The organism is Plantactinospora sp. WMMC1484 (genome assembly GCF_049315195.1).
In the GTDB taxonomy this organism is placed as follows: Bacteria; Actinomycetota; Actinomycetes; order Mycobacteriales; family Micromonosporaceae; genus Plantactinospora.
In genome coordinates, this window is the sequence record NZ_CP186055.1 from 3271078 (window position 1) to 3288827 (window position 17750).

Annotated in this window: 15 protein-coding genes; 7 read left to right on the forward strand and 8 right to left on the reverse strand. The window is 73.2% G+C overall.

Going from position 1 to position 17750, the window contains the following annotated elements; translation table 11 throughout:
* Window positions 1-67: 67 nt before the first annotated feature.
* The 5 genes from ACN28C_RS14420 to ACN28C_RS14440 all read right to left on the reverse strand — a co-directional run bounded on the left by ACN28C_RS14420 (window position 68) and on the right by ACN28C_RS14440 (window position 5726).
* A complete protein-coding gene (locus ACN28C_RS14420) occupies window positions 68-355 on the reverse strand; it encodes an Lrp/AsnC family transcriptional regulator (protein ID WP_421494407.1) in 288 nt (95 codons plus the stop codon).
* A gap of 184 nt (window positions 356-539) precedes the next feature.
* On the reverse strand, window positions 540-1445 hold the full coding sequence (locus tag ACN28C_RS14425) for a nucleotidyltransferase family protein (protein ID WP_422773970.1): 906 nt from the start codon (window positions 1443-1445) through the stop codon (window positions 540-542).
* Complete coding sequence (locus tag ACN28C_RS14430; RefSeq protein WP_422773971.1) at window positions 1442-1978, reverse strand: NUDIX hydrolase; 537 nt, start codon at window positions 1976-1978, stop codon at window positions 1442-1444. Before ACN28C_RS14430 ends, ACN28C_RS14425 begins: the two co-directional genes overlap by 4 nt.
* 53 nt (window positions 1979-2031) lie before the next feature.
* A complete protein-coding gene (locus tag ACN28C_RS14435; protein ID WP_422773972.1) occupies window positions 2032-3816 on the reverse strand; it encodes a RelA/SpoT family protein in 1785 nt (594 codons plus the stop codon).
* 143 nt (window positions 3817-3959) lie between these two features.
* On the reverse strand, window positions 3960-5726 hold the full coding sequence (locus tag ACN28C_RS14440; RefSeq protein WP_422773973.1) for a DEDD exonuclease domain-containing protein: 1767 nt from the start codon (window positions 5724-5726) through the stop codon (window positions 3960-3962).
* A gap of 127 nt (window positions 5727-5853) precedes the next feature.
* Between ACN28C_RS14440 and ACN28C_RS14445 the strand changes: the two genes are divergently transcribed.
* The 4 genes from ACN28C_RS14445 (at window position 5854) to ACN28C_RS14460 (ending at window position 10411) form a co-directional block, all read left to right on the forward strand.
* Entirely contained in the window at window positions 5854-7368 is a 1515-nt protein-coding gene (locus ACN28C_RS14445; RefSeq protein ID WP_422773974.1) for an NYN domain-containing protein, read from the forward strand.
* 262 nt (window positions 7369-7630) lie between these two features.
* The gene (locus tag ACN28C_RS14450) at window positions 7631-7858 is read left to right on the forward strand and encodes a hypothetical protein (RefSeq protein WP_422773975.1); all 228 of its coding nucleotides are present in this window, start codon (window positions 7631-7633) and stop codon (window positions 7856-7858) included.
* Between the two features lie 172 nt (window positions 7859-8030).
* On the forward strand, window positions 8031-9290 hold the full coding sequence (locus ACN28C_RS14455; RefSeq protein ID WP_422773976.1) for a M48 family metallopeptidase: 1260 nt from the start codon (window positions 8031-8033) through the stop codon (window positions 9288-9290).
* Window positions 9287-10411 (forward strand): glycosyltransferase family 4 protein, encoded by a 1125-nt coding sequence (locus ACN28C_RS14460; protein WP_422773977.1) that lies wholly within the window; start codon window positions 9287-9289, stop codon window positions 10409-10411. Before ACN28C_RS14455 ends, ACN28C_RS14460 begins: the two co-directional genes overlap by 4 nt.
* 301 nt (window positions 10412-10712) lie before the next feature.
* Here the strand turns inward: ACN28C_RS14460 and ACN28C_RS14465 are convergent, their stop codons facing one another.
* Genes ACN28C_RS14465 through ACN28C_RS14475 form a run of 3 tightly spaced genes read right to left on the reverse strand, consistent with a single transcriptional unit; the run spans window position 10713 to window position 14912 of the window.
* Window positions 10713-11381, reverse strand: a complete 669-nt coding sequence (locus tag ACN28C_RS14465) for a response regulator transcription factor (protein ID WP_130460771.1) — start codon at window positions 11379-11381, stop codon at window positions 10713-10715.
* 7 nt (window positions 11382-11388) lie between these two features.
* Window positions 11389-13083: a GAF domain-containing sensor histidine kinase gene (locus ACN28C_RS14470; protein ID WP_422773978.1), complete on the reverse strand. Its 1695-nt coding sequence runs from the start codon at window positions 13081-13083 to the stop codon at window positions 11389-11391.
* 14 nt (window positions 13084-13097) lie between these two features.
* Window positions 13098-14912, reverse strand: a complete 1815-nt coding sequence (locus ACN28C_RS14475) for an AMP-dependent synthetase/ligase (protein ID WP_422773979.1) — start codon at window positions 14910-14912, stop codon at window positions 13098-13100.
* 178 nt (window positions 14913-15090) lie between these two features.
* Here ACN28C_RS14475 and ACN28C_RS14480 point away from each other — a divergent pair, with 178 nt between their 5' ends.
* The 3 genes from ACN28C_RS14480 to ACN28C_RS14490 all read left to right on the forward strand — a co-directional run bounded on the left by ACN28C_RS14480 (window position 15091) and on the right by ACN28C_RS14490 (window position 17723).
* Complete coding sequence (locus ACN28C_RS14480; RefSeq protein WP_421494396.1) at window positions 15091-15552, forward strand: SRPBCC family protein; 462 nt, start codon at window positions 15091-15093, stop codon at window positions 15550-15552.
* An 11-nt stretch (window positions 15553-15563) separates the two neighbouring features.
* On the forward strand, window positions 15564-16670 hold the full coding sequence (locus ACN28C_RS14485) for a hypothetical protein (protein WP_422774953.1): 1107 nt from the start codon (window positions 15564-15566) through the stop codon (window positions 16668-16670).
* Window positions 16671-16775: 105 nt separating this feature from the next.
* Window positions 16776-17723 (forward strand): ROK family glucokinase, encoded by a 948-nt coding sequence (locus ACN28C_RS14490; protein ID WP_422773980.1) that lies wholly within the window; start codon window positions 16776-16778, stop codon window positions 17721-17723.
* Window positions 17724-17750 lie beyond the last annotated feature (27 nt).

Here is a 17750-nt window from a genome sequence, read left to right on the forward strand (position 1 = left end):
CCGGGGGACCCGTCGGCGTGTCCGGGCCGGGGAAAGACCTCCGGACCGCCGGCTGACCGGGGGCGCCTCAGTCGGCGTCGGCGAGGCCGATCGCGAACGCCTCCTCGAGGTCGTGCTGCGAGTACGCCCGGAAGGCGATGTGCGACTCGGTGCCGAGCACGCCCTCCACCTTCGAGATGCCGCCGGCGATCACCTCGGCGATCTGGTCGAACTCGCGTACCCGGACCACGGCGATCAGGTCGACGTGGCCGGCGACCGAGTAGACCTCGCTGACGCCGGGCAGCGCGGCCAGCGTCTCGGCAACCTCGGGGATCGAGTCGGTGGCGCAGTCGATCAGGACGATCGCGGTGATCACCGAAGACTCCTCTCGTCGACGTGCTCGCTGGCGCACCCCGCGCCGGACGAAGGTCGGATGCCGCGTTGCGGCTGCCCGCTCATGCTAGAGGTATCCGGTACCGGCGGCGGCCGGCGGTATCCGCGCGCCGGCTGTCGGTCCGGCGGCCGTCGGGTCCGGTCGGAGACCCGACCGGCGACCGGGCTCACCGAACCGGTGCGGAGGACGGCCGCGCGGAGACGGTCAGGGCGTCGCCGACCCGGATCGCGTCGGTCAGGTGCTCGTCGGGGCGTACCCGGCCGCCGGGCCAGATCACGCAGCGGTCCAGGGTGCCCCGGACCACGGCACCGGCGCCGATCACCGCCATCCGGTGTGCGCCGGTCACCTCGGCGGTCGGGTCGACCAGGCTGCCACCGCAAGCGGCGTGCAGGTTCGCCGCCAGGTAGTCGGCGGGGGTGCCGGTGTCGAGATACCTGCCGGAGAACCCGACCACCTCCAGCGCGCCGGCAGCCTCGGCCGGGCGCCACACGGTGCGGACCAGCTCCGCCGGCTCGGTCGGCAGGTCGCGCACCCGGGCCCAGGGCAGCAGCGAGAAGCCGGCGAAGCGGTGCCGGCCGAAGTCGCCGGGGCGGGCCGGCCCGTGCACCGGCTGGCCAAGCAGCCGTACGGTCGTGCCGTCCCAGCCGTCGAGTAGCGCGGCGATGTCCGGGCCGGGCGGCGTGCCGGGCGCGGCGAGATAGGCGTCGGCGTTTCCGACGAGTACGCCCCGCCCGTCGATCCAGTCCCGCAGGTTCGCCACCCCACCGGAGGTGCCGAGCGGGCTGCCGGGCTCGACCGAGAGCCGGGCCCGGCCGGCAACGTGCTGGACCACCTGGTCGCCGAGGTAGCAGGCGTTCACCGCCACCGTCGCCGGGGTGGCGAAGCCGAGCGTCGAGACCCGGGCCAGGGCCCGGTCCAGCAGCGGCACGTTCCCCACCGGACAGAGCGCCTTCGGTAGGTGCTCGGTGAGCGGGCGCAGCCGGCGACCTTCCCCGGCGGCCAGTACCACGGCACAGACCTCGACCCCGCCCGGACCCCGCTCCGGAGTCGCGGCGGTGGCGGCCCCGCTCACGACGGCGGGGGACCGTCGGCCGGACCCGTCTCGGCGAGGGGGCCGATCCGGTAGTGGCCGAGCAGCCGGGCGGTGGCGGTGGTCAGCCGAGGCAGTTCGTCGAGCCGGTGCCAGGCGGCTTCGTAGACCTCGGCGCCGTCGACCACCAGTTCGGTGCGGGAGGCCGGGATCCGTACCTCGAAGACCATGTCGACCCAGCCCCGCAGGTGTACGACGGCGTTCGGCACCGCCGGTCGGAACTCCGTCAACGGCAGCTCGATCCCGGTCTCCTCGTGCAGTTCCCGGGCCGCGCCGACCAGCGGGGACTCGCGGCGCTGGAGCAGCCCGGCCGGCAGTGTCCATCCGCGACCGGGCGGCTGGCGCAGCAGCAGGATCCGGCCCGGCGCCGTCGCCTCGGCGTCGTGGACCAGGGTGACCGCGCCGACGATGTACTTCGGCACCGCCAGCCGGACCAGCTGGCGGCGCAGCCCGATGGGTAGGCGGTAGAAGATCTTGTAGCCGACGGCGCGGGCCGGCGAGCGGCGGGAGGTCACCGAGCCAGGCTAGAGGGCGTGCTGACCCGGCGGGTGACCCGGGGCATGGCCGGTCACTCCTCCTGGTGATCCACCAACGCGATCAACTGCTGGACCACCGTGTCCGGCTCGATCGTCCGGTCGACCACGGCGACAAGCAGGGTTTCCAGGTCGGGGTAGCCCTGTGCCTCGGCGAGCCGGCGCAGCGGCAGGTCGTTGGCGAGCCCGCGGTTGTGCTTGCGCAGCGCCAGCCCGATCGTGGCCCGGCCGAGCCGGACCTTGTCGGAGATCGAGATCGCCGGCTCCTGGTGCTCGGCGAAATAGCGGTTGATCTGCATCTGCGCGTGCGGCGACTTGACGAAGCGGAGCCACTCCCGACGCGGCCCCGGTTGCGCGACCGTCAGGTCGAACTCGCTCTGCGCGTCGGTCTCGCCGAAGATCTCGACCACGTCACCCTCCTCCAGCTCGGAGGAGAGCGGCGCCAGCCGGCCGTTGATTGTGGCGGCGAGGCAGTGGTCGCCCCGGTGCGGACCCAGCTCGTATGCCAGGTCGACCGGGGTGGAGCCGGCGGGAAGGACCACCTGCCGGCCCTCGGCGAAGACCTGGATCTGGGTCTCGGCGAGGTCGCACCGGAGCGACTGGAGGAACTGCGCCGGGTCGGCGGTGTCCCGCTCCCAGTTGAGCACCCGCTGCAACCAGTCGAGCTGTTCGGCGCTGTGCACGGCGTCGGCGCCCGGCGTGGGATAGCGGAAGCCTGCGGCGATGCCGTACTCGGCGGAGCGGTCCATCGCCTTGGTCCGGATCAACACCTCGACGGTACGCTCGCCCGGCCCGATCACGGTGGTGTGCAGTGACCGGTAGAGGTTGTTCTTCGGGGCGGCGATGTAGTCCTTGAACCGCCCGGCGACCGGTCGCCACAGCGCGTGGATCGTGCCGAGCGCGGCATAGCAGTCGGTGTCCGGACCCTCCACCACGATCACGATCCGGGGCAGGTCGAACGGGACGGCATGGTCCCGGGCGACGGTGTCCTTCCAGATCGAGTAGTAGTGCCGGTCCCGGCGCCGGACGGTAGAGACGATCTTGTCGCGCCGGAGCACCACCTTGGCCTGGCCCATCACGTTCTCGAGGTAGTCGGCCCAGGCCGGCCGGTTCGTGACGTACTCGTCTATCCGGGCGTACGCCTCCGGTTCGAGGTGGCGCAGCACCACGTCGTCCAGGTCACGCTTGAGCGCCTGGATGCCGAGCCGGTCGCAGAGCGGGACCAGCACCTCCTGGGTGGCCCGGGCGATCCGGGCCCGGGAGGCGAGCGAGCGGGCGTCGAGGGTACGCATGTTGTGCAGCCGGTCCGCGAGCTTGATGATCAGCACCCGGACGTCCTTGCCGGCCGCGACGATCATCTTGCGGATCGTCTCGGCCTCGGCGGCCTTGCCGTAGAACGCCTTGTCGAACTTGGTCACCCCGTCGACGAGGTGCGCGACCTCGCGTCCGAAGTCACCGGTGAGCGCCTGCAGGGTGTAGCGGGTGTCCTCGACCGTGTCGTGCAGCAGCGCGGCCACCAGGGTCACGGTGTCCATGCCCAGCTCGGCGCAGATCTGCGCCACCGCCAGCGGATGGGTGATGTAGGGGTCGCCGCTCTTGCGGAACTGTCCCCGGTGCATGCTCTCGGCAATGGCGTAGCTGCGGCGCAGCACCGCGACGTCGGCGTTGGGGTGCACAGTGCGGTGGGCCCGGACCAGGTCGGTCACCGGATCGTCCTCACCCGACTGCCAGGACAGTAACGAGCGCAGCCGCCTGCTCAGCGTGATTTCCGTCGGGCGGGCGCTCCCGAGGGCGGCGCCGTGACCGGCGTCGAGGTCCACGCGGAGCCACCTCCTCACTCACCGCCGCGAGCCGGCGCCGACGGCGCGCCGGCATGGCGGCGCGAACGCAAGCCCCGAAATCGGGCAGGACTGCACTTCTCTAACAGCCTAAAGGAGTGAAGGTCGTCCGATCGGTTACTTGCTCATGTGCGTTCGGTCGGTACTTGGCGCGTCGACGCCGCCTCGGCCCGCGCCAGCAGGTCACGGAACCGGGCCGCACCCCTGGCTGGAGAGGCCCAACCGGTGGATGTCTCCACCAACCGCGTGTCGGGTCGTTCCAACCAGGACAGGATGCGTTCGGACTCCTCGGCGGAGGCGCTGGGGACCGGCCCGTGCCCCGGGGACACCGTCTCGGCGGTCGCCCGGACCAGCTCGAGGACTCTCCGGGGCGGCACGCCCGGTGCGGCGGTGCCGGCCCCGGCCAGCCGGCCGTGCCGGATCACCGCGATCTCCCAACCGCCGTCGGCGGCCCGGCGGGCGGCGGCCAGCTCGCCGATCCGGGTCAGCCCGACCAGGCGTTGCATCCGGACGGTGGCCCGGAGCACCGCGACCAGCCGGCTCCGCACCACCGCCGCCTCCTCGTAGCGGCGCGCGTCGGCCAGCACGCCGATCCGGGACAGCAGCGCCTCGACCAGCACCTGCGGGTCGTCGGCCAGGGCGGATCGGACCGGCTCGACCGCCCGGGCCGCGTATTCCCCGGTGGAGATCCGGTGCTCGCAGGGTGCCGGGCAGCGGTCCAGCTCGGCCAGGGCGCACGCCGGGCTGGTCGTCCGCACCGAGAGCCGGGGTGTGCACTGGCGCAGCGGCACCGCGTCGTGCACCCCGGCCGCGGCGAGTTCGGCCGAGCGGCGGGAGCTGAACGGACCGAGATAGGCCTCGTCCTCCGGCCCGAGCGACCGGACCAGCGACAGTCGCGGGTACGGCTCCGAGGTCAGCTTGAGCCAGACCGCCCGCTCCGGATACTTCGACCGGCGGTTGTACGGCGGCGCGTGCGCCGCGATCAGCCGCAGCTCGCGCACCTCGGCCTCCAGCGGATGGGCGCACTCGACCGCCTCGACCCGCTCGGCGGCGGCCAGCATCTCCGATATCCTGGCCCGCTTCTCCGAGGCGGTGAAGTAGCTGCGGACCCGGGCGGCGATGTCGCCGGAGGTGCCGACGTAGAGCGGCCGGTCGTCGGCGGCCCGGAAGATGTAGACACCCGGCACCTTCGGCAACCCGTCGGCCAGGTGCCGCTTGCGGCGCTGGGTCGGGGTGACCGCCCTGGCGAACTCGATCGCGTCGCCGAGGGTCTCCACCCGGTGCCCGCCGAGGCGGGCGATCAGCCCGTGCAGCACGTCCACCGTGGCGCGCGCGTCGGCGAGCGCCCGGTGGGTCGGCTGGTGCGGGGTGCGGAAATAGGCTGCCAGCGTGCCGAGCTTGCGGTTGGGCACCTCGTCGCGGGTGAGCACCCGGCGGGCCAGCGCCGCGGTGTCCAGCACCCGGGGGTTCGGCCAGGTGTAACCGTGCCGGGCGCAGGCCGCCTTGAGGAAACCCACGTCGTAGGGGGCGTTGTGCGCGACCAGCACCGCACCCCGGAGGAACTCCAGCACGCTGGGCAGCACCTCCTCGATCGGCGGCGCCGGCAGCAGCATCGCCTGGGTGATCCCGGTCAGCACCGTGATGAACGGCGGGATCGGCTCGCCCGGGTTGACCAGGGTGCCCAGCACGCCCAGCTCCTCGCCGCCACACACCTTGACCGCGCCGATCTCGGTGATCCCACCGCCGTCCGGGGCTCCTCCGGTGGTCTCCAGGTCGAGCACCACGAAGGTGGTCCGGCGCAGCGACGTCGCCTCGTCGGGCCAGCCGTCCGCGCCGGGAACGCCGCCCGGCAGGCCGTCCAGCGTGCCCTGAACATATTGAGGTGGGACCACGGCGGGCAGGCTAGGCGGCACGTACGACACTTCCGCATCATCCGTACCAGTCGTTACCGGGGGCCGTCGGGGCGAGATCATCTGAGCCGTTCGGCAATTGGGAGGGTGTCGGTGGGAGACTGGCGACATGGCCCGCGCCGAACCGTCCGACGACCGCCTCCGCGAAGAGGCGGCGGAGCCCGCACGTCCCGAGCGTGCCGGCGACCCCGGACGCGTCGGCGGCCCCGAGCCTGCCAGCGATGCCGGCGACCCGGCCGCGGCCGTCGCCGCCGACCACACGCCGGAGCCGGCCGATCGGGATTCGGCCGATGGAGAGCCGGCCGATCGGGAGCCGGACGATCGGGAGCCGGAACCGACGTTGCCGGAGCCGGTCAGGACCCGGATCATCAGCCTGGCGGCGACGGCGCTGCCGACGCTGCCCGTCGAGGAGGTGCCGCCGCCGCTGCGCCGGGTCGCCAAGTTCGCGCCGAACCGCCGGGCCCGGCTCGGCGGCGGGCCGATCGCCACCCAGCTCGCCGCCGACCCGCTCTTCCGGCAGCGGGTGGCCAGCCGGGTGCTCGCCGAGGTCGGCGAACTCGGTTCCGTGGTGGTCTCCGGTGGCAGCCCGGCCGCCGCCGATCCGGTCGAGGTCGCCGCGCTCGCCTACCTGACCCGGCCGGCGGGCTGGCGCGACCTGGTCGAGAACGCCGGTGCGGCGGTCCGGGCCGAGGTCGACAGCGCGATCGTCGCCGAGCTGGTCCGCGAGGCCGAACAGCGCGCCACCCGGGCCGAACACGACCGCGCGGTGGCGAAGGTGGAGGCCGACAAGCTGCGCGACGAGGTGGCCCGGCTCCGGGAGGAGCTGGGCCAACTCCGTGAGGAGAACCGGGTGCTGGGCCGCACGCTCCGGGAGGCACAGGCCCAACACCGGCGGGCGGCCGAGCTGCTCGCCACCGAGAAGGGGCGGGCCGGCCGGGCGGCGGCCGACCACGAGGCGGAGCTGCGCCGGATACGGGCCCGGCTGGCCGAGGCCGAGGCGGCGGCGGGTGCGGTCCGGCAGACGGCGAAGGAGGCCCGCTCGGTCGACGACGCCCGGCTCTGGCTGCTGCTGGAGACGATCGGTCGGGCCGCCGTGGGGCTGCGCCGGGAGCTCGCCCTCGACCCTGCCGACCGGCTGCCGGCCGACTATGTCGCGGACGCGTTCGCCGAGCAGCCGGCCGCGGCCAACTCGGCCCGCGCCCTGGACGCCGACGATCCGGCCCGGCTGGACCAGTTGCTGGCGCTGCCCCGGGCGCACCTGATGGTCGACGGCTACAACGTCACCAAGCGCGGTTTCGGCGACATGTCCCTGGAACAGCAGCGAAAGCGGCTGATCACCGGTCTGGGCGGCATCGCGGCGCAGACCGGGGACGAGGTGACCGTCGTCTTCGACGGCGCCGAACGGATGCACGGACTACCGCCGTCACCCCGTGGCGTACGCGTGCTCTTCTCCCGCAAGGGGGAGACCGCCGACGACCTGATCCGTCGGCTGGTCCGGGCCGAGCCGCCGGGCCGGCCGATCGTGGTGGTCTCCTCCGACCGCGAGGTCGCCGACGGCGTACGCCGGCACGGCGCCTACCCGCTCGGCGCGGACTCCCTGCTCCGCCGCCTCGCCCGCTCCTGAGCCTGTAAGGAAGGGCCCCCGCTTATCGCTTTCTGCATAGGAAGGGCCCCCACTTAACCGGCTGCACGCAGCGCCGGCTGTACGCAGCGCCGGCTGTACGCAGCGCCGGCTGTACGCAGCGCCGGCTGCTTCGCCCGGCTTGATCATTTGTCGCGGCAATGGTGGGCAACGGTGGTTTTGTCGTACCCCTGTCCTAGGGTTCGATGTAACGGACGGTGGTCGAGTCACGACAGCCATCGTCACCGCTGCTCGAGGAGGGCACGTGCTCATCGACTGCGAGAGTTGCACCCGCCGCCGGGGCACGGCGGCCTGTTCCGGGTGTCTGGTCAGCGCGCTGCTGGACCAGGCACCCGGGCAGGCCGCCCTGGCGGCCGACGAGATGCACGCGATCGAGGTCTTCACCCGGGCCGGTTTCGACGTCGAGATCCTGGACGCCCCGGTTTCGGCGCCGACGCGGCTGGGCAACCGTCGACGCAGGCGGGTCGCCTGACGGATCACCATCCGGCGGGGCCACGGCCCGCGGGGGGCGGGACGCTGCCGGGCCCGCCCCAACTGCCCGACGGACGATCCGGGCATAGGATTGGCGGCGCGATCGGGTCGGTGGCGGCGCGATCGGGTGCGCGGAGGGCGGAGCGGATGACAGAGCGGGTGCGGGCCACCGCATGACGCCACGTGCCTGGGCCGGGCTGACCCTCGTCGCCCTCGTGTTGCTGCTCGTCACCGCGACGGCGCTGCTGGTGCCGTGGCACCGGCCGCCCGCGCCCCGCGCCGACCAGCTCGCCGCACTCGACGACCTCGACCCGGCACAGGTGGCCCGAGGGCGGGCCTTCGCCGCTGCCCTGCGGCCCGGCGGCTACGCTGCGCTCGCCGTCGGGCTGGCCGGCGCGCTGCTGCTCGGCCTCACGCCGCTCGGCGCGAAGCTCATCGGCCTGGTCGGCCGCCCGTTCGGAGATCACTGGATCGCCCAGGCCGTGCTCGGCGGCCTGGCCGTGGTGCTGGTCGCCGACCTGGTCACCCTGCCGTTCGCCGCCTGGCGACACGCGGTGGTGGCCCGCTACGGGCTCTCCACCCAGGGCTGGGGCGGGTGGACGGTCGACCTGCTCAAGTCGTACGCGGTCAGTGCCGTGATCGGCGCGGTGGCCCTGCTCGGCTTCTACACCGTTACCCGGCTGGCACCGAGGTGGTGGTGGGCGTTCGGTGCGGCCGGCGCGGCGCTGTTGGTCACGCTCCTCTCGTTCATACTGCCCGTGCTGGTGGAGCCGATCTTCAACCGGTTCACCCCGATGGAGCCGGGGCCGCTCCGCACCGAGCTGCTGGCGCTCGCCGACGCCGACGGCGTACCGGTGAAGGACGTGCTGGTCGCCGACGCGTCGCGGCGGAGCCGGGCGGTCAACGCGTACGTCTCCGGGTTCGGTCCCACCCGCCGGATCGTCGTCTACGACACGCTCCTGCGCGAGGCGCCATCCGCCGAGGTGGCCGCGGTGGTCGCACACGAGCTGGGACATGCCAAGGACCGCGACGTGCTCACCGGCACCCTGACCGGTGCCCTCGGCGCCGCCGCTGCCGTGGTCGTGCTCTATCTGCTCGGCTCGTCGGGCGGGCTGCTGCGGGCCGCCGGGGTCGGCACGGTAGCCGAGCCACGCGCGTTTGCGCTGCTGCTGGCACTGGTCACCGTGGCGGGCCTGCTGTCGACGCCGGTCCAGGCCTGGGTCTCCCGGCAGGTGGAGGCGCGGGCGGACGCACACGCCCTGGCACTGACCCGGGACCCGGCCGCCTTCGAGGCGATGCAGCGCCGGCTGTCGGCGGTCAACCTCGCTGATCCCGACCCGCCCCGGTGGGAGTACCTCTACCGGGCGAGTCACCCATCGACCGTGGAGCGCATGGCCGCGGCCCGCGCGTACGCCCGAGGAGCTGGCGGTTGACCAGGACCCTGCTCGTCACCAACGACTTCCCACCGCGTCCTGGCGGCATCCAGTCGTTCGTGCACGCCCTCGCGGTCCGGCAGCCGACCGGATCGATAGTCGTGTACGCCTCCACCTGGCGTGGCGCCGACAAGTTCGACGCCGACCAGCCGTTCGAGGTGGTCCGGGAGTCGACCGAGCTGCTGCTGCCGACCCGGCGGGTGGCGCGTCGGGCAGCGGAGCTGGCCCGGGCCTACGACTGCGACACCGTCTGGTTCGGCGCGGCCGCCCCGCTGGGGCTGCTCGCCGCCGGGCTGCGCCGCCGGGCAGGGATTCGCCGGGCGGTGGCCCAGACCCACGGTCACGAGGTCGGCTGGGCGGCGCTGCCGGGCGCCCGCTCGGCGCTGCGCCGGATCGGCGACGGCATCGACGTCACCACCTACCTGGGGGAATACACCCGGGTGCGGCTGGCCCGGGTGCTGCGGGACCGCACCGAGCTGCGCCGGCTCGCCCCGGGGGTGGACATCGACGTCTACCACCCGGACGTCGACGGCTCCGGGGTCCGTGCCCGGCACGGCCTGACCGGCCGGCCGGTGGTGGTCTGCGTCTCCCGGCTGGTGCCGCGCAAGGGGCAGGACGCGCTGATCCGGGTCCTGCCGGAAGTCCGGCGCCGGGTGCCGGGAGCCGCCCTGCTGGTGGTGGGCGGTGGGCCGTACCGCAGGGCACTGGAGAAGCTGGCCCGGCGGGTGGGCGTCGCGGCCGACGTGGTCTTCACCGGATCGGTGCCGACCGCCGAGCTGCCGGCATATTATGCAGCCGGCGACGTCTACGCGATGCCGTGCCGGACCCGCAACGGCGGACTGGACGTCGAGGGCCTGGGCATCGTCTACCTGGAGGCGTCCGCGACCGGGCTGCCGGTGGTGGCCGGAAACTCCGGCGGTGCCCCGGACGCGGTCCGGGAGGGCGAGACCGGCTACGTCGTCGACGGCCGTGACGCCGGGCAGCTCGCGGACCGGCTCGGCGTCCTGCTCGCCGATCCGGAACTGGCCCGCCGGATGGGTGTCGCCGGACGCGCCTGGGTGGAGAAGGAGTGGCGCTGGGAGCGGCAGGCCGGGCGGATGACGGAAATCCTGACGGGCTGACCGAAGCCTGTCCGGCGGGTCGTCGGCAACTGCCGACCGTCCTGGTCACACGCCGGGCCGGGGTGCCGCTCGCCCGGCGGGGTGCCGCTCGCACGGCAGGTTGAGTGGCGCCGCTCGCCCGGCGGCGTGGCGCTCGCACGGTGGCTACCGGTGCCCGTTCGCACGGTGGCGACCGGTGCCCGGTCGCACGGCGGGTCGAGTGGCGACGCTCGCACGGCGGGTCGAGTGGCGCCGGTCGCGCGCCGGGGCGCCAGCGGTGGCGTCTGCTGGCGTCCCGGCCGGCGGGGAGGCCGGTCGACGGTCAGAACTTCGGGGCGTCCGGAGCTTCGAGCAGGCCGAGCCGGAGGGCGGTCATCAGGGCCTGGGCCCGGTTGGCCGCGCCGAGCTTCTCGTAGAGCTTGGAGATGTGCGTCTTCGCCGTCGACTCGCTGACGAAGAGCTGCTTGGCGATGCCGGCAACGCTCATCCCGTCGGCCAACAGGCGCAGCACCTGACCCTCCCGGGGTGAGAGCTGCGGGCCGGACGGGGCGAGCCGGCGCTTCATCGCCTCGGCGAGGTCGGCGGCGGTGAACGCGCTCGGGGAGGAAGCGGCGTGCCGGGCGGCGGCGACGACCTCGTCGGCGGGCGCGGTCTTCGGCACGAACGCGCTCGCGCCGGCCTCCAGGGCGCCGAAGAGCTGGTCGTCGCCCGCATACATGGTGAGCACCACGATCCCCATGGTGGCGCTGGACTTGCGCAGCGCCCGGGTCGCCTCCAACCCGCTGCCGTCGGGAAGGCGGAGATCCATGATCACTACATCGGGTTGTAGTGCGCCGGCCTGCCGCACCCCCTCGGCAGCGGTGGCGGCCTCGCCGACGACCTCGAACTGCCGGTCCCGCTCGAACGCGTGCCGCAGGCCCTTGCGGATCAGGTCGTGATCGTCGACGAGCAGGACCTTGGTCCGAGTGGTCGGCGTGGGGCTGGTGGTCATGCTCGGGTTACTCCCCTTCTGATGCGGTGACGCTATCGCGCACGTTATCGCGCCGGGGCGAGCTTCCGAGCACCACTGCCACCGTCGTGCCGCTGGGGTGTCGCGGACTGATCTCTAGCCGGCCCCGGATACGTTCCGCCCTCTCCGCCATGATCGCAAGACCATACCTGCCATCGGGGCGCTGGTCAGCGATGCCCTGACCATCATCCGACACTTCAATCTGGGCGAATGGGGGATCCACGGCACAGGTCACCCAGAGGTTCGACGCCCCGGCGTGCTTGCGGGCGTTGGTGATCGCCTCCTGCGCGATGCGCAGCAACTCGGCCTCGGTGGCCGCCGGGAGCCGGGCGGTCGACTCGTCGAGGGTGTAGTGCACCCGCAGCCCGGCGGAGGCGCCGACGGTGCGGGCGTACTCGGCGATGGCGGCGGCGAGCCCGCCGTGCCGATCGACCTCGCTGCGCAGCTCGAAGAGGCTCAGCCGCAGCTCGGTGATGACCCGGGTCACCTCGCCGCGCAGCGTACGCAGCTCCTCGGTGGTCTCCTTGGCCTCCTCGGGGAGGCTGGCCAGGGCGTTGTCGATGCCGTAGCCGACCATCACCAGTTCCTGGGCCACTCCGTCGTGGATCTCCCGGGCGAGCCGCTGCCGCTCCTCGTTGGTGGCGAGCGACCGTACCTCGTCGAAGAGCAGTGCCGCCTCCAGGCGCAGTGCTGCCGGGCCGGTGATCGCGGTGACCTGGGCGACCACCGGCGGCGGGTAGGCGCCGGCGACGTCGGCCTCCAGGGTGACCAGGCCGACCGTCCGGACTCCGGCGACCAGCGGTACGACCAGTGCCGACACGTCCCCACCGGGATGTGACCGGGCCTGCGACCGGTGCGCCGTCTGCGGCTGCTGGCTGGCCCAGGCGTCGGCGATCGCCGAGTCGGCGTCCAGCGTCGTCTCCCAGTCGACCCGTTCCACCCCGGCCTGTGCGAGCACGACGAGCCGGCCGCCACCGCTGGCGGAGAGTACCGCCGCCCGGTCCGCCCGGGTGACGCCGCGCAGCTCCTCGATCAGGTGCTCCGAGATGCTGCCCGGATCGAGAGTGGCTCCTGGTAGTTGTCGTGCGACGCTGCGTAACTGGGTCAGCAGTCGAGTGGCCTCGGTGTACGGCGGCGGCTTGTTCTCGCCCCGGGCGTGGATGATCCGTTGCAGCGAGCCCGCCGCGAAGAGTCCCAGTGCGGCCAGAATCACCCACTGGGCCGCCACCGTCAGATATCCGACCTGGCCGATCTGCGGCCCGTCGTCGTCACCGGTGAAGAGGCCGCTGAAGACCAGAGTGGCGGCGGCGACCACGATCAGCGCGACGCCCTCCCGGGTACGCCGCTGCAACGCCGCAACGGTGAGCGGTACGGCCAGGTAGGGCAGGATGGCCGAGGCGCCCACACCCGGCATCGGGGTGCCGATGTTCGCCGCCGCGGCGACCTGGCCGGCGGCCAGCCCCACCAGCGCGACCTCGGCGAACCGCCCCAGCGGGGCGAGCAGCCGGTGCCCGGGGGCGATCACCGCCGGGACACCGGCGACGGCGAGCAGGGCGACCCAGCGGAGCTGCCCCGGTTCCCTGGTGGCGATCAGGGTCAGCACCGCGACGAGGGCGAGCATGACGACCCTGGCCGCCGCCGCGAGCGGGTGGGGGCGGGGGAGGGCGGAGGTCGAGGCGGGCACCTGACGGATGGTAGTCAGTCGCCGTATATCCCGGCGATTTCCGCCGAGTATGTCTTCTCCACGACGCTCCGCTTGACCTTCATCGACGGGGTCAGTTCGCCGGTCGCCTCGGTGAAGTCGCGGGGCAGGATCCGGAACTGCTTGATCGACTCGGCCCGGGACACCGCCTGGTTGGCCTCGTCCACGGCGGTCTGGATCTCGGCGCGCAGCTCCGGATCGTCCCGGAGCTCCCCGACCGGGGTGTTCTCCGGGCGGCCGTGCTCGCGCAACCAGCCCGGCAGCACCTCCTCGTCGATGGTGACCAGCGCGGCGACGAAGGGGCGGCGGTCGCCGACCGCCATGCACTGGCTGACCAGCCGGTGCGCCCGGATCCGGTCCTCCAGCACAGCCGGCGCGACGTTCTTGCCGCTCGCCGTGACGATGATCTCCTTCTTCCGCCCGGTGATGCAGAGGTATCCGTCGCTGTCGAGCTCGCCGAGGTCGCCGCTGCGGAACCAGCCGTCCGGGGTGAGCACCTCGGCGGTCGCCTCCGGGTTGTTCCAGTAGCCGTGGAAGACCACGTCCCCCTTGATCAGAATTTCACCGTCGTCGGCGATCCGGATCGTCACACCGGGCAGCGGGCGGCCGACCGTACCGATCCGGGTCGCGCCGGGCAGGTTCACCGCCACCGCCGGGGAGGTCTCGGTCAGCCCGTACCCCTCGTAGACCAGCACCCCGACGCCCCGGAAGAAGTGTGCGAGCCGGGCGCCGAGCGGTGCTCCGCCGGAGATCGCGTTGCGGCAGCGCCCGCCGAGCGCGGCCCGTAGCTTGCGGTAGACCAGCCGGTCGAAGACCCGGTGCCGCAGCCGCAGCCCCAGGCTAGGCCCGGACGGCGTGTCCAGAGCCTGGCTGTACGCGATCGCCACCTGCTCCGCACTGGCGAAGATCCTGCCCTTGCCCTCGTCGTTCGCCTTCTGCACCGCACCGGTGTAGACCTTCTCGAAGACCCGGGGGACCGAGAGCACGAAGGTCGGCCGGAACTCCTTCAAATCGTCGACCAGCTTCTTCACGTCGGCGCTGTGTGCCACGGTGGCTCGGGCCCGCACCGTGCCGATCTGGATCAGCCGGGCGAACGAGTGCGCCAGCGGCAGGAAGAGCAGCGTCGACGCGCCCTCGTTGAAGAGGTTCGGCAGCACCGGGATGGCGTTGCAGATGTCGGAGAGCAGGTTCCGGTGGGTCAGCACACAGCCCTTCGGGCGGCCGGTGGTACCGCTGGTGTAGATGATGGTGGCGATGTCGCCCGCCTTGACCGCCTTGCGCCGCAGGTCGACCTCTGCCGGGTCGACCCGCTCGCCGAGCGAGACCAGTTCGTCGAGGCCGCCGACGTCGATCTGCCAGACATGTTCCAGGCCGGGCAGCCGGTCCCGCACCCCCGCCAGCGCCATGGCGTGCCCGTTGGTCTCCAGCAGGCAGGCCACCGCGCCGGAGTCGGAGAGGATCCAGGCGACCTGCTCCGGGCTGGAGGTGTCGTAGATCGGCACCGGCACCCCGCCGGCCGCCCAGATGGCGTAGTCGACCAGGGTCCACTCGTACCGGGTCCGGCACATCAGCCCGACCCGGTCGCCCGGGTTGATCCCGGCGGCGATCAGCCCCCGGGCCACCGCGACCACCTCGTCGCGGAACTGCCGGCAGGTCACGTCTGTCCAGCCGTCCTGCCGTCCGGCGGGGTCGACGGCCCGACGGACGAACTGCACGCTGTCGGGGGCCTCCTCGGCGTTGTCCCAGACCGGGTCGGTGAGGTTGGCCGCGTCGCCGACGGTGACCTCCGGGGGGACCGAGAACTCGCGCACCTGCACTCCCTCGTGCTCGTTCGATCTCGTGCTCGCGTCGACCGGCCGACGTCAGCCGGTCGGGCTATCCGCAACCTACCTTTGACCGGTCCGGCCCGCCCGAGCAGGTGGTCGACCGGGCACGAACAGGTCGAGATGGTGGGCCGGATCCGCCCCGGCGCGGGGTAGCCTCCCGGACATGGCGGATTCCTCCACCCAGTCGATCGTCATCGCCGCGCCGCCGGCCCAGGTGACGGCGGTGATCTGTGATTTTCCGCGCTACCCGGAGTGGACCGACGCGGTCAAGCGGGTAGAGGTGGTCGAGGAGTACGAGGACGGCTATCCCGCCAGGGTCCGGTTCGTGCTCGACGCCTCCGTGATGACCGACGAGTACACCCTGGCGTACGAGTATGCCGAGGACATCTCCCGGATCGAGTGGCACCTGGTGGAGCCCTCCCGGATGCAGAAGGTCCAGAACGGGTCGTACGACATCGAGGACAACGGGGACGGCACGTCGACGGTGACCTACACCCTGGAGGTCGAGTTGTCGGTCGGCATGTTGGGGATGTTCCGACGCAAGGCCGAGAAGATGATCATGGATGCCGCGCTGACGCAGCTCAAGCGGCGCGTGGAGACTATGAAGGGAGCCGGACCGGCGTAGAGGAGCGGATCATGGAAGACAGCGGTTCGTCCGGACGGGCGACCGATCCGGGTTCTGCCCGGGAGGAGGCCGAGCGGCTGGTGGCCGCCGCGCTCGCGATGGCCCGTTCGGCGGCGTCGGAGGCGCGGGACCGTGCCGGCGCGTTCGGCCCGCTCGGCCAGGTGTTCTCCGACGTCCTGAGCCAGGCCGGCGGCGTACCGCCATCGGGCCGGTCGGAGTCGGGCCGGTCGGAGTCGGGTCGGTCGGAGTCGGGTCGGTCGGAGTCGGGTCGCTCGGGGTCGGGCCGGTCGGAGTCGGGCCGATCCGCGCCGAGCGGACCCGAACGAACGGCGCCCGAGGCTGCCCGCTCCGAGCCCACCCAGTCTGAGACCGCCCGGTCCGGGCACACCGCGTTCGAGGCCGATCTGGCCGGGACGGCGGCCCCGGCCGGGACGGCGGCCCCGGCCGGGACGGTTCCGCCCGAGGCCGGCCGGCCCGAGCCGGCGGGACCGGGATTCGCCGCCGGGTTCGCCACCGGTGATCCCGAGTGCTGTGTCTGCCCGATCTGCCGGTCGATCGCCGCGCTGCGTGACCCGGATCCGGAACTCGCCGAGCGGCTGGCCACGGGAGCGGGCGACTTCGCCGCCGGGGTGGCGAGCCTGCTGCGCGCCCTCTCCTCGGTCAGCAGTTCCAGCCGCGGCCGTGCCGGTGCCGGCCGGCAGGAGGGTGCCGGCCGGCAGGAGGGTGCCGGCCGGCAGGAGGGTGCCGGTGGTCAGGCCCGACCAGCGGCGGACGGGACCGCGCCGGGGACCGACCGGGCGCCCACCGACACCGGCCCTATCAGCGGGTCCGGCCCGGAGCGGGACACCGTGTGGCGCGAGGCGACCCGTACCAGGCATGATTCGTGGCCGGCGGACGAGCCGGACGACGTCTGGGCGGCCGCCACCCGTGCCGAGGCCGGTTCCCGGGAGACGGGGGCGGCCCCCGGTCCGGACCGGGCGACCCCGGCCGGGGCGGAGCCGGTCCGGCCCGCCGCGCCGTCGGCCACCGGACGACCACCGGTACCCGCAGCGCGGACCCCGGAGGGACCGGTCGGCACCGGTCCCGGTGAGCAGGCCGGACCCGGCGAGGGCGGCTGACCGCCGGGACGAGGCTGCCCGGTGGCCGCGGGACGGGGCGGCACGGTACGGCGGCAGTGGCGGACAGTGACCGCAGGGTGCGGTGTGGCAGAGGGGAGCGGCTCGGTGACGCTGACCATCGGAGTCGACGTCGGGGGCACCAAGGTGGCCGCCGGGGTCGTCGACGTCGAGGGTGAGGTGCGGGCACAGCTGCGCCGGGACACCCCCGCCGACGACGTCGCGCGGACCCGGGACGTGATCGTCGAGGTCGTCAAGGAGTTGGCGGCCGAGCACGAGGTGGCGGCGGTGGGCATCGGCGCTGCCGGCTGGATCGACGCCGACCGGTCGACGGTGCTCTTCGCCCCGAACATCGCCTGGCGGGACGAGCCGCTGCGCGACTACGTCGGCAATGCCGTGGGACTGCCCGTGATCGTCGAGAACGACGCCAACGTCGCGGCCTGGGCCGAGTTCCGGTACGGCGCCGCCCGGGACGCCGACGACTCGATGGTGCTCTTCACCATCGGCACTGGAGTCGGTGGTGGCATCGTGCTCGGTGGCGACCTGTTGCGCGGCGCGCACGGCATCGCCGCCGAACTCGGGCACATGCTCTCGGTGCCGGAGGGTCACCTCTGCGGCTGTGGCCGGCTCGGCTGCATCGAGCAGTACGCGAGCGGCAACGCCCTGGTCAGGTTCGCCCGTGCCGGTGCACGGCAGGAGCCGGCCCGAGCCACCATCCTGCTCGATCTGGCCGGCGGTGACGTCGAGGCGGTCAGCGGGCCGATGGTGACCGCCGCCGCCCGCTCCGGCGACCCGGTCTCGGCCACCGCCTTCGCCCAGATCGGGCACTGGCTCGGCATCGGCCTGGCCGACATGGCGCAGATCCTCGATCCACAGGTGCTGGTCGTCGGGGGTGGGGTGGTCGAGGCCGGTGACCTGCTGATGGGGCCCACCCGGCGATCCTTCGTGGACGCCCTGGCCGCACGTGCCAAGATCCCGGTGGCCGAGATCCGTCCGGCGGAGTTGGGCAACTCGGCCGGCATGGTCGGCGCCGCCGACCTGGCCCGGCGGCGGTAGCCGGAACGGAATGCTGTTAAGAAGGGG

What these genes read in the sequence shown, in the direction of transcription:
- ACN28C_RS14480 (WP_421494396.1), top strand. Translation starts at nt 15,091, where the DNA reads ATGGCGGATTCCTCCACCCAGTCGATCGTCATCGCCGCGCCGCCGGCC.
- ACN28C_RS14485 (WP_422774953.1), top strand. Translation starts at nt 15,564, where the DNA reads ATGGAAGACAGCGGTTCGTCCGGACGGGCGACCGATCCGGGTTCTGCC.
- ACN28C_RS14465 (WP_130460771.1), bottom strand. Translation starts at nt 11,381, where the DNA reads ATGACCACCAGCCCCACGCCGACCACTCGGACCAAGGTCCTGCTCGTC.
- ACN28C_RS14455 (WP_422773976.1), top strand. Translation starts at nt 8,031, where the DNA reads ATGACGCCACGTGCCTGGGCCGGGCTGACCCTCGTCGCCCTCGTGTTG.
- ACN28C_RS14445 (WP_422773974.1), top strand. Translation starts at nt 5,854, where the DNA reads ATGGCCCGCGCCGAACCGTCCGACGACCGCCTCCGCGAAGAGGCGGCG.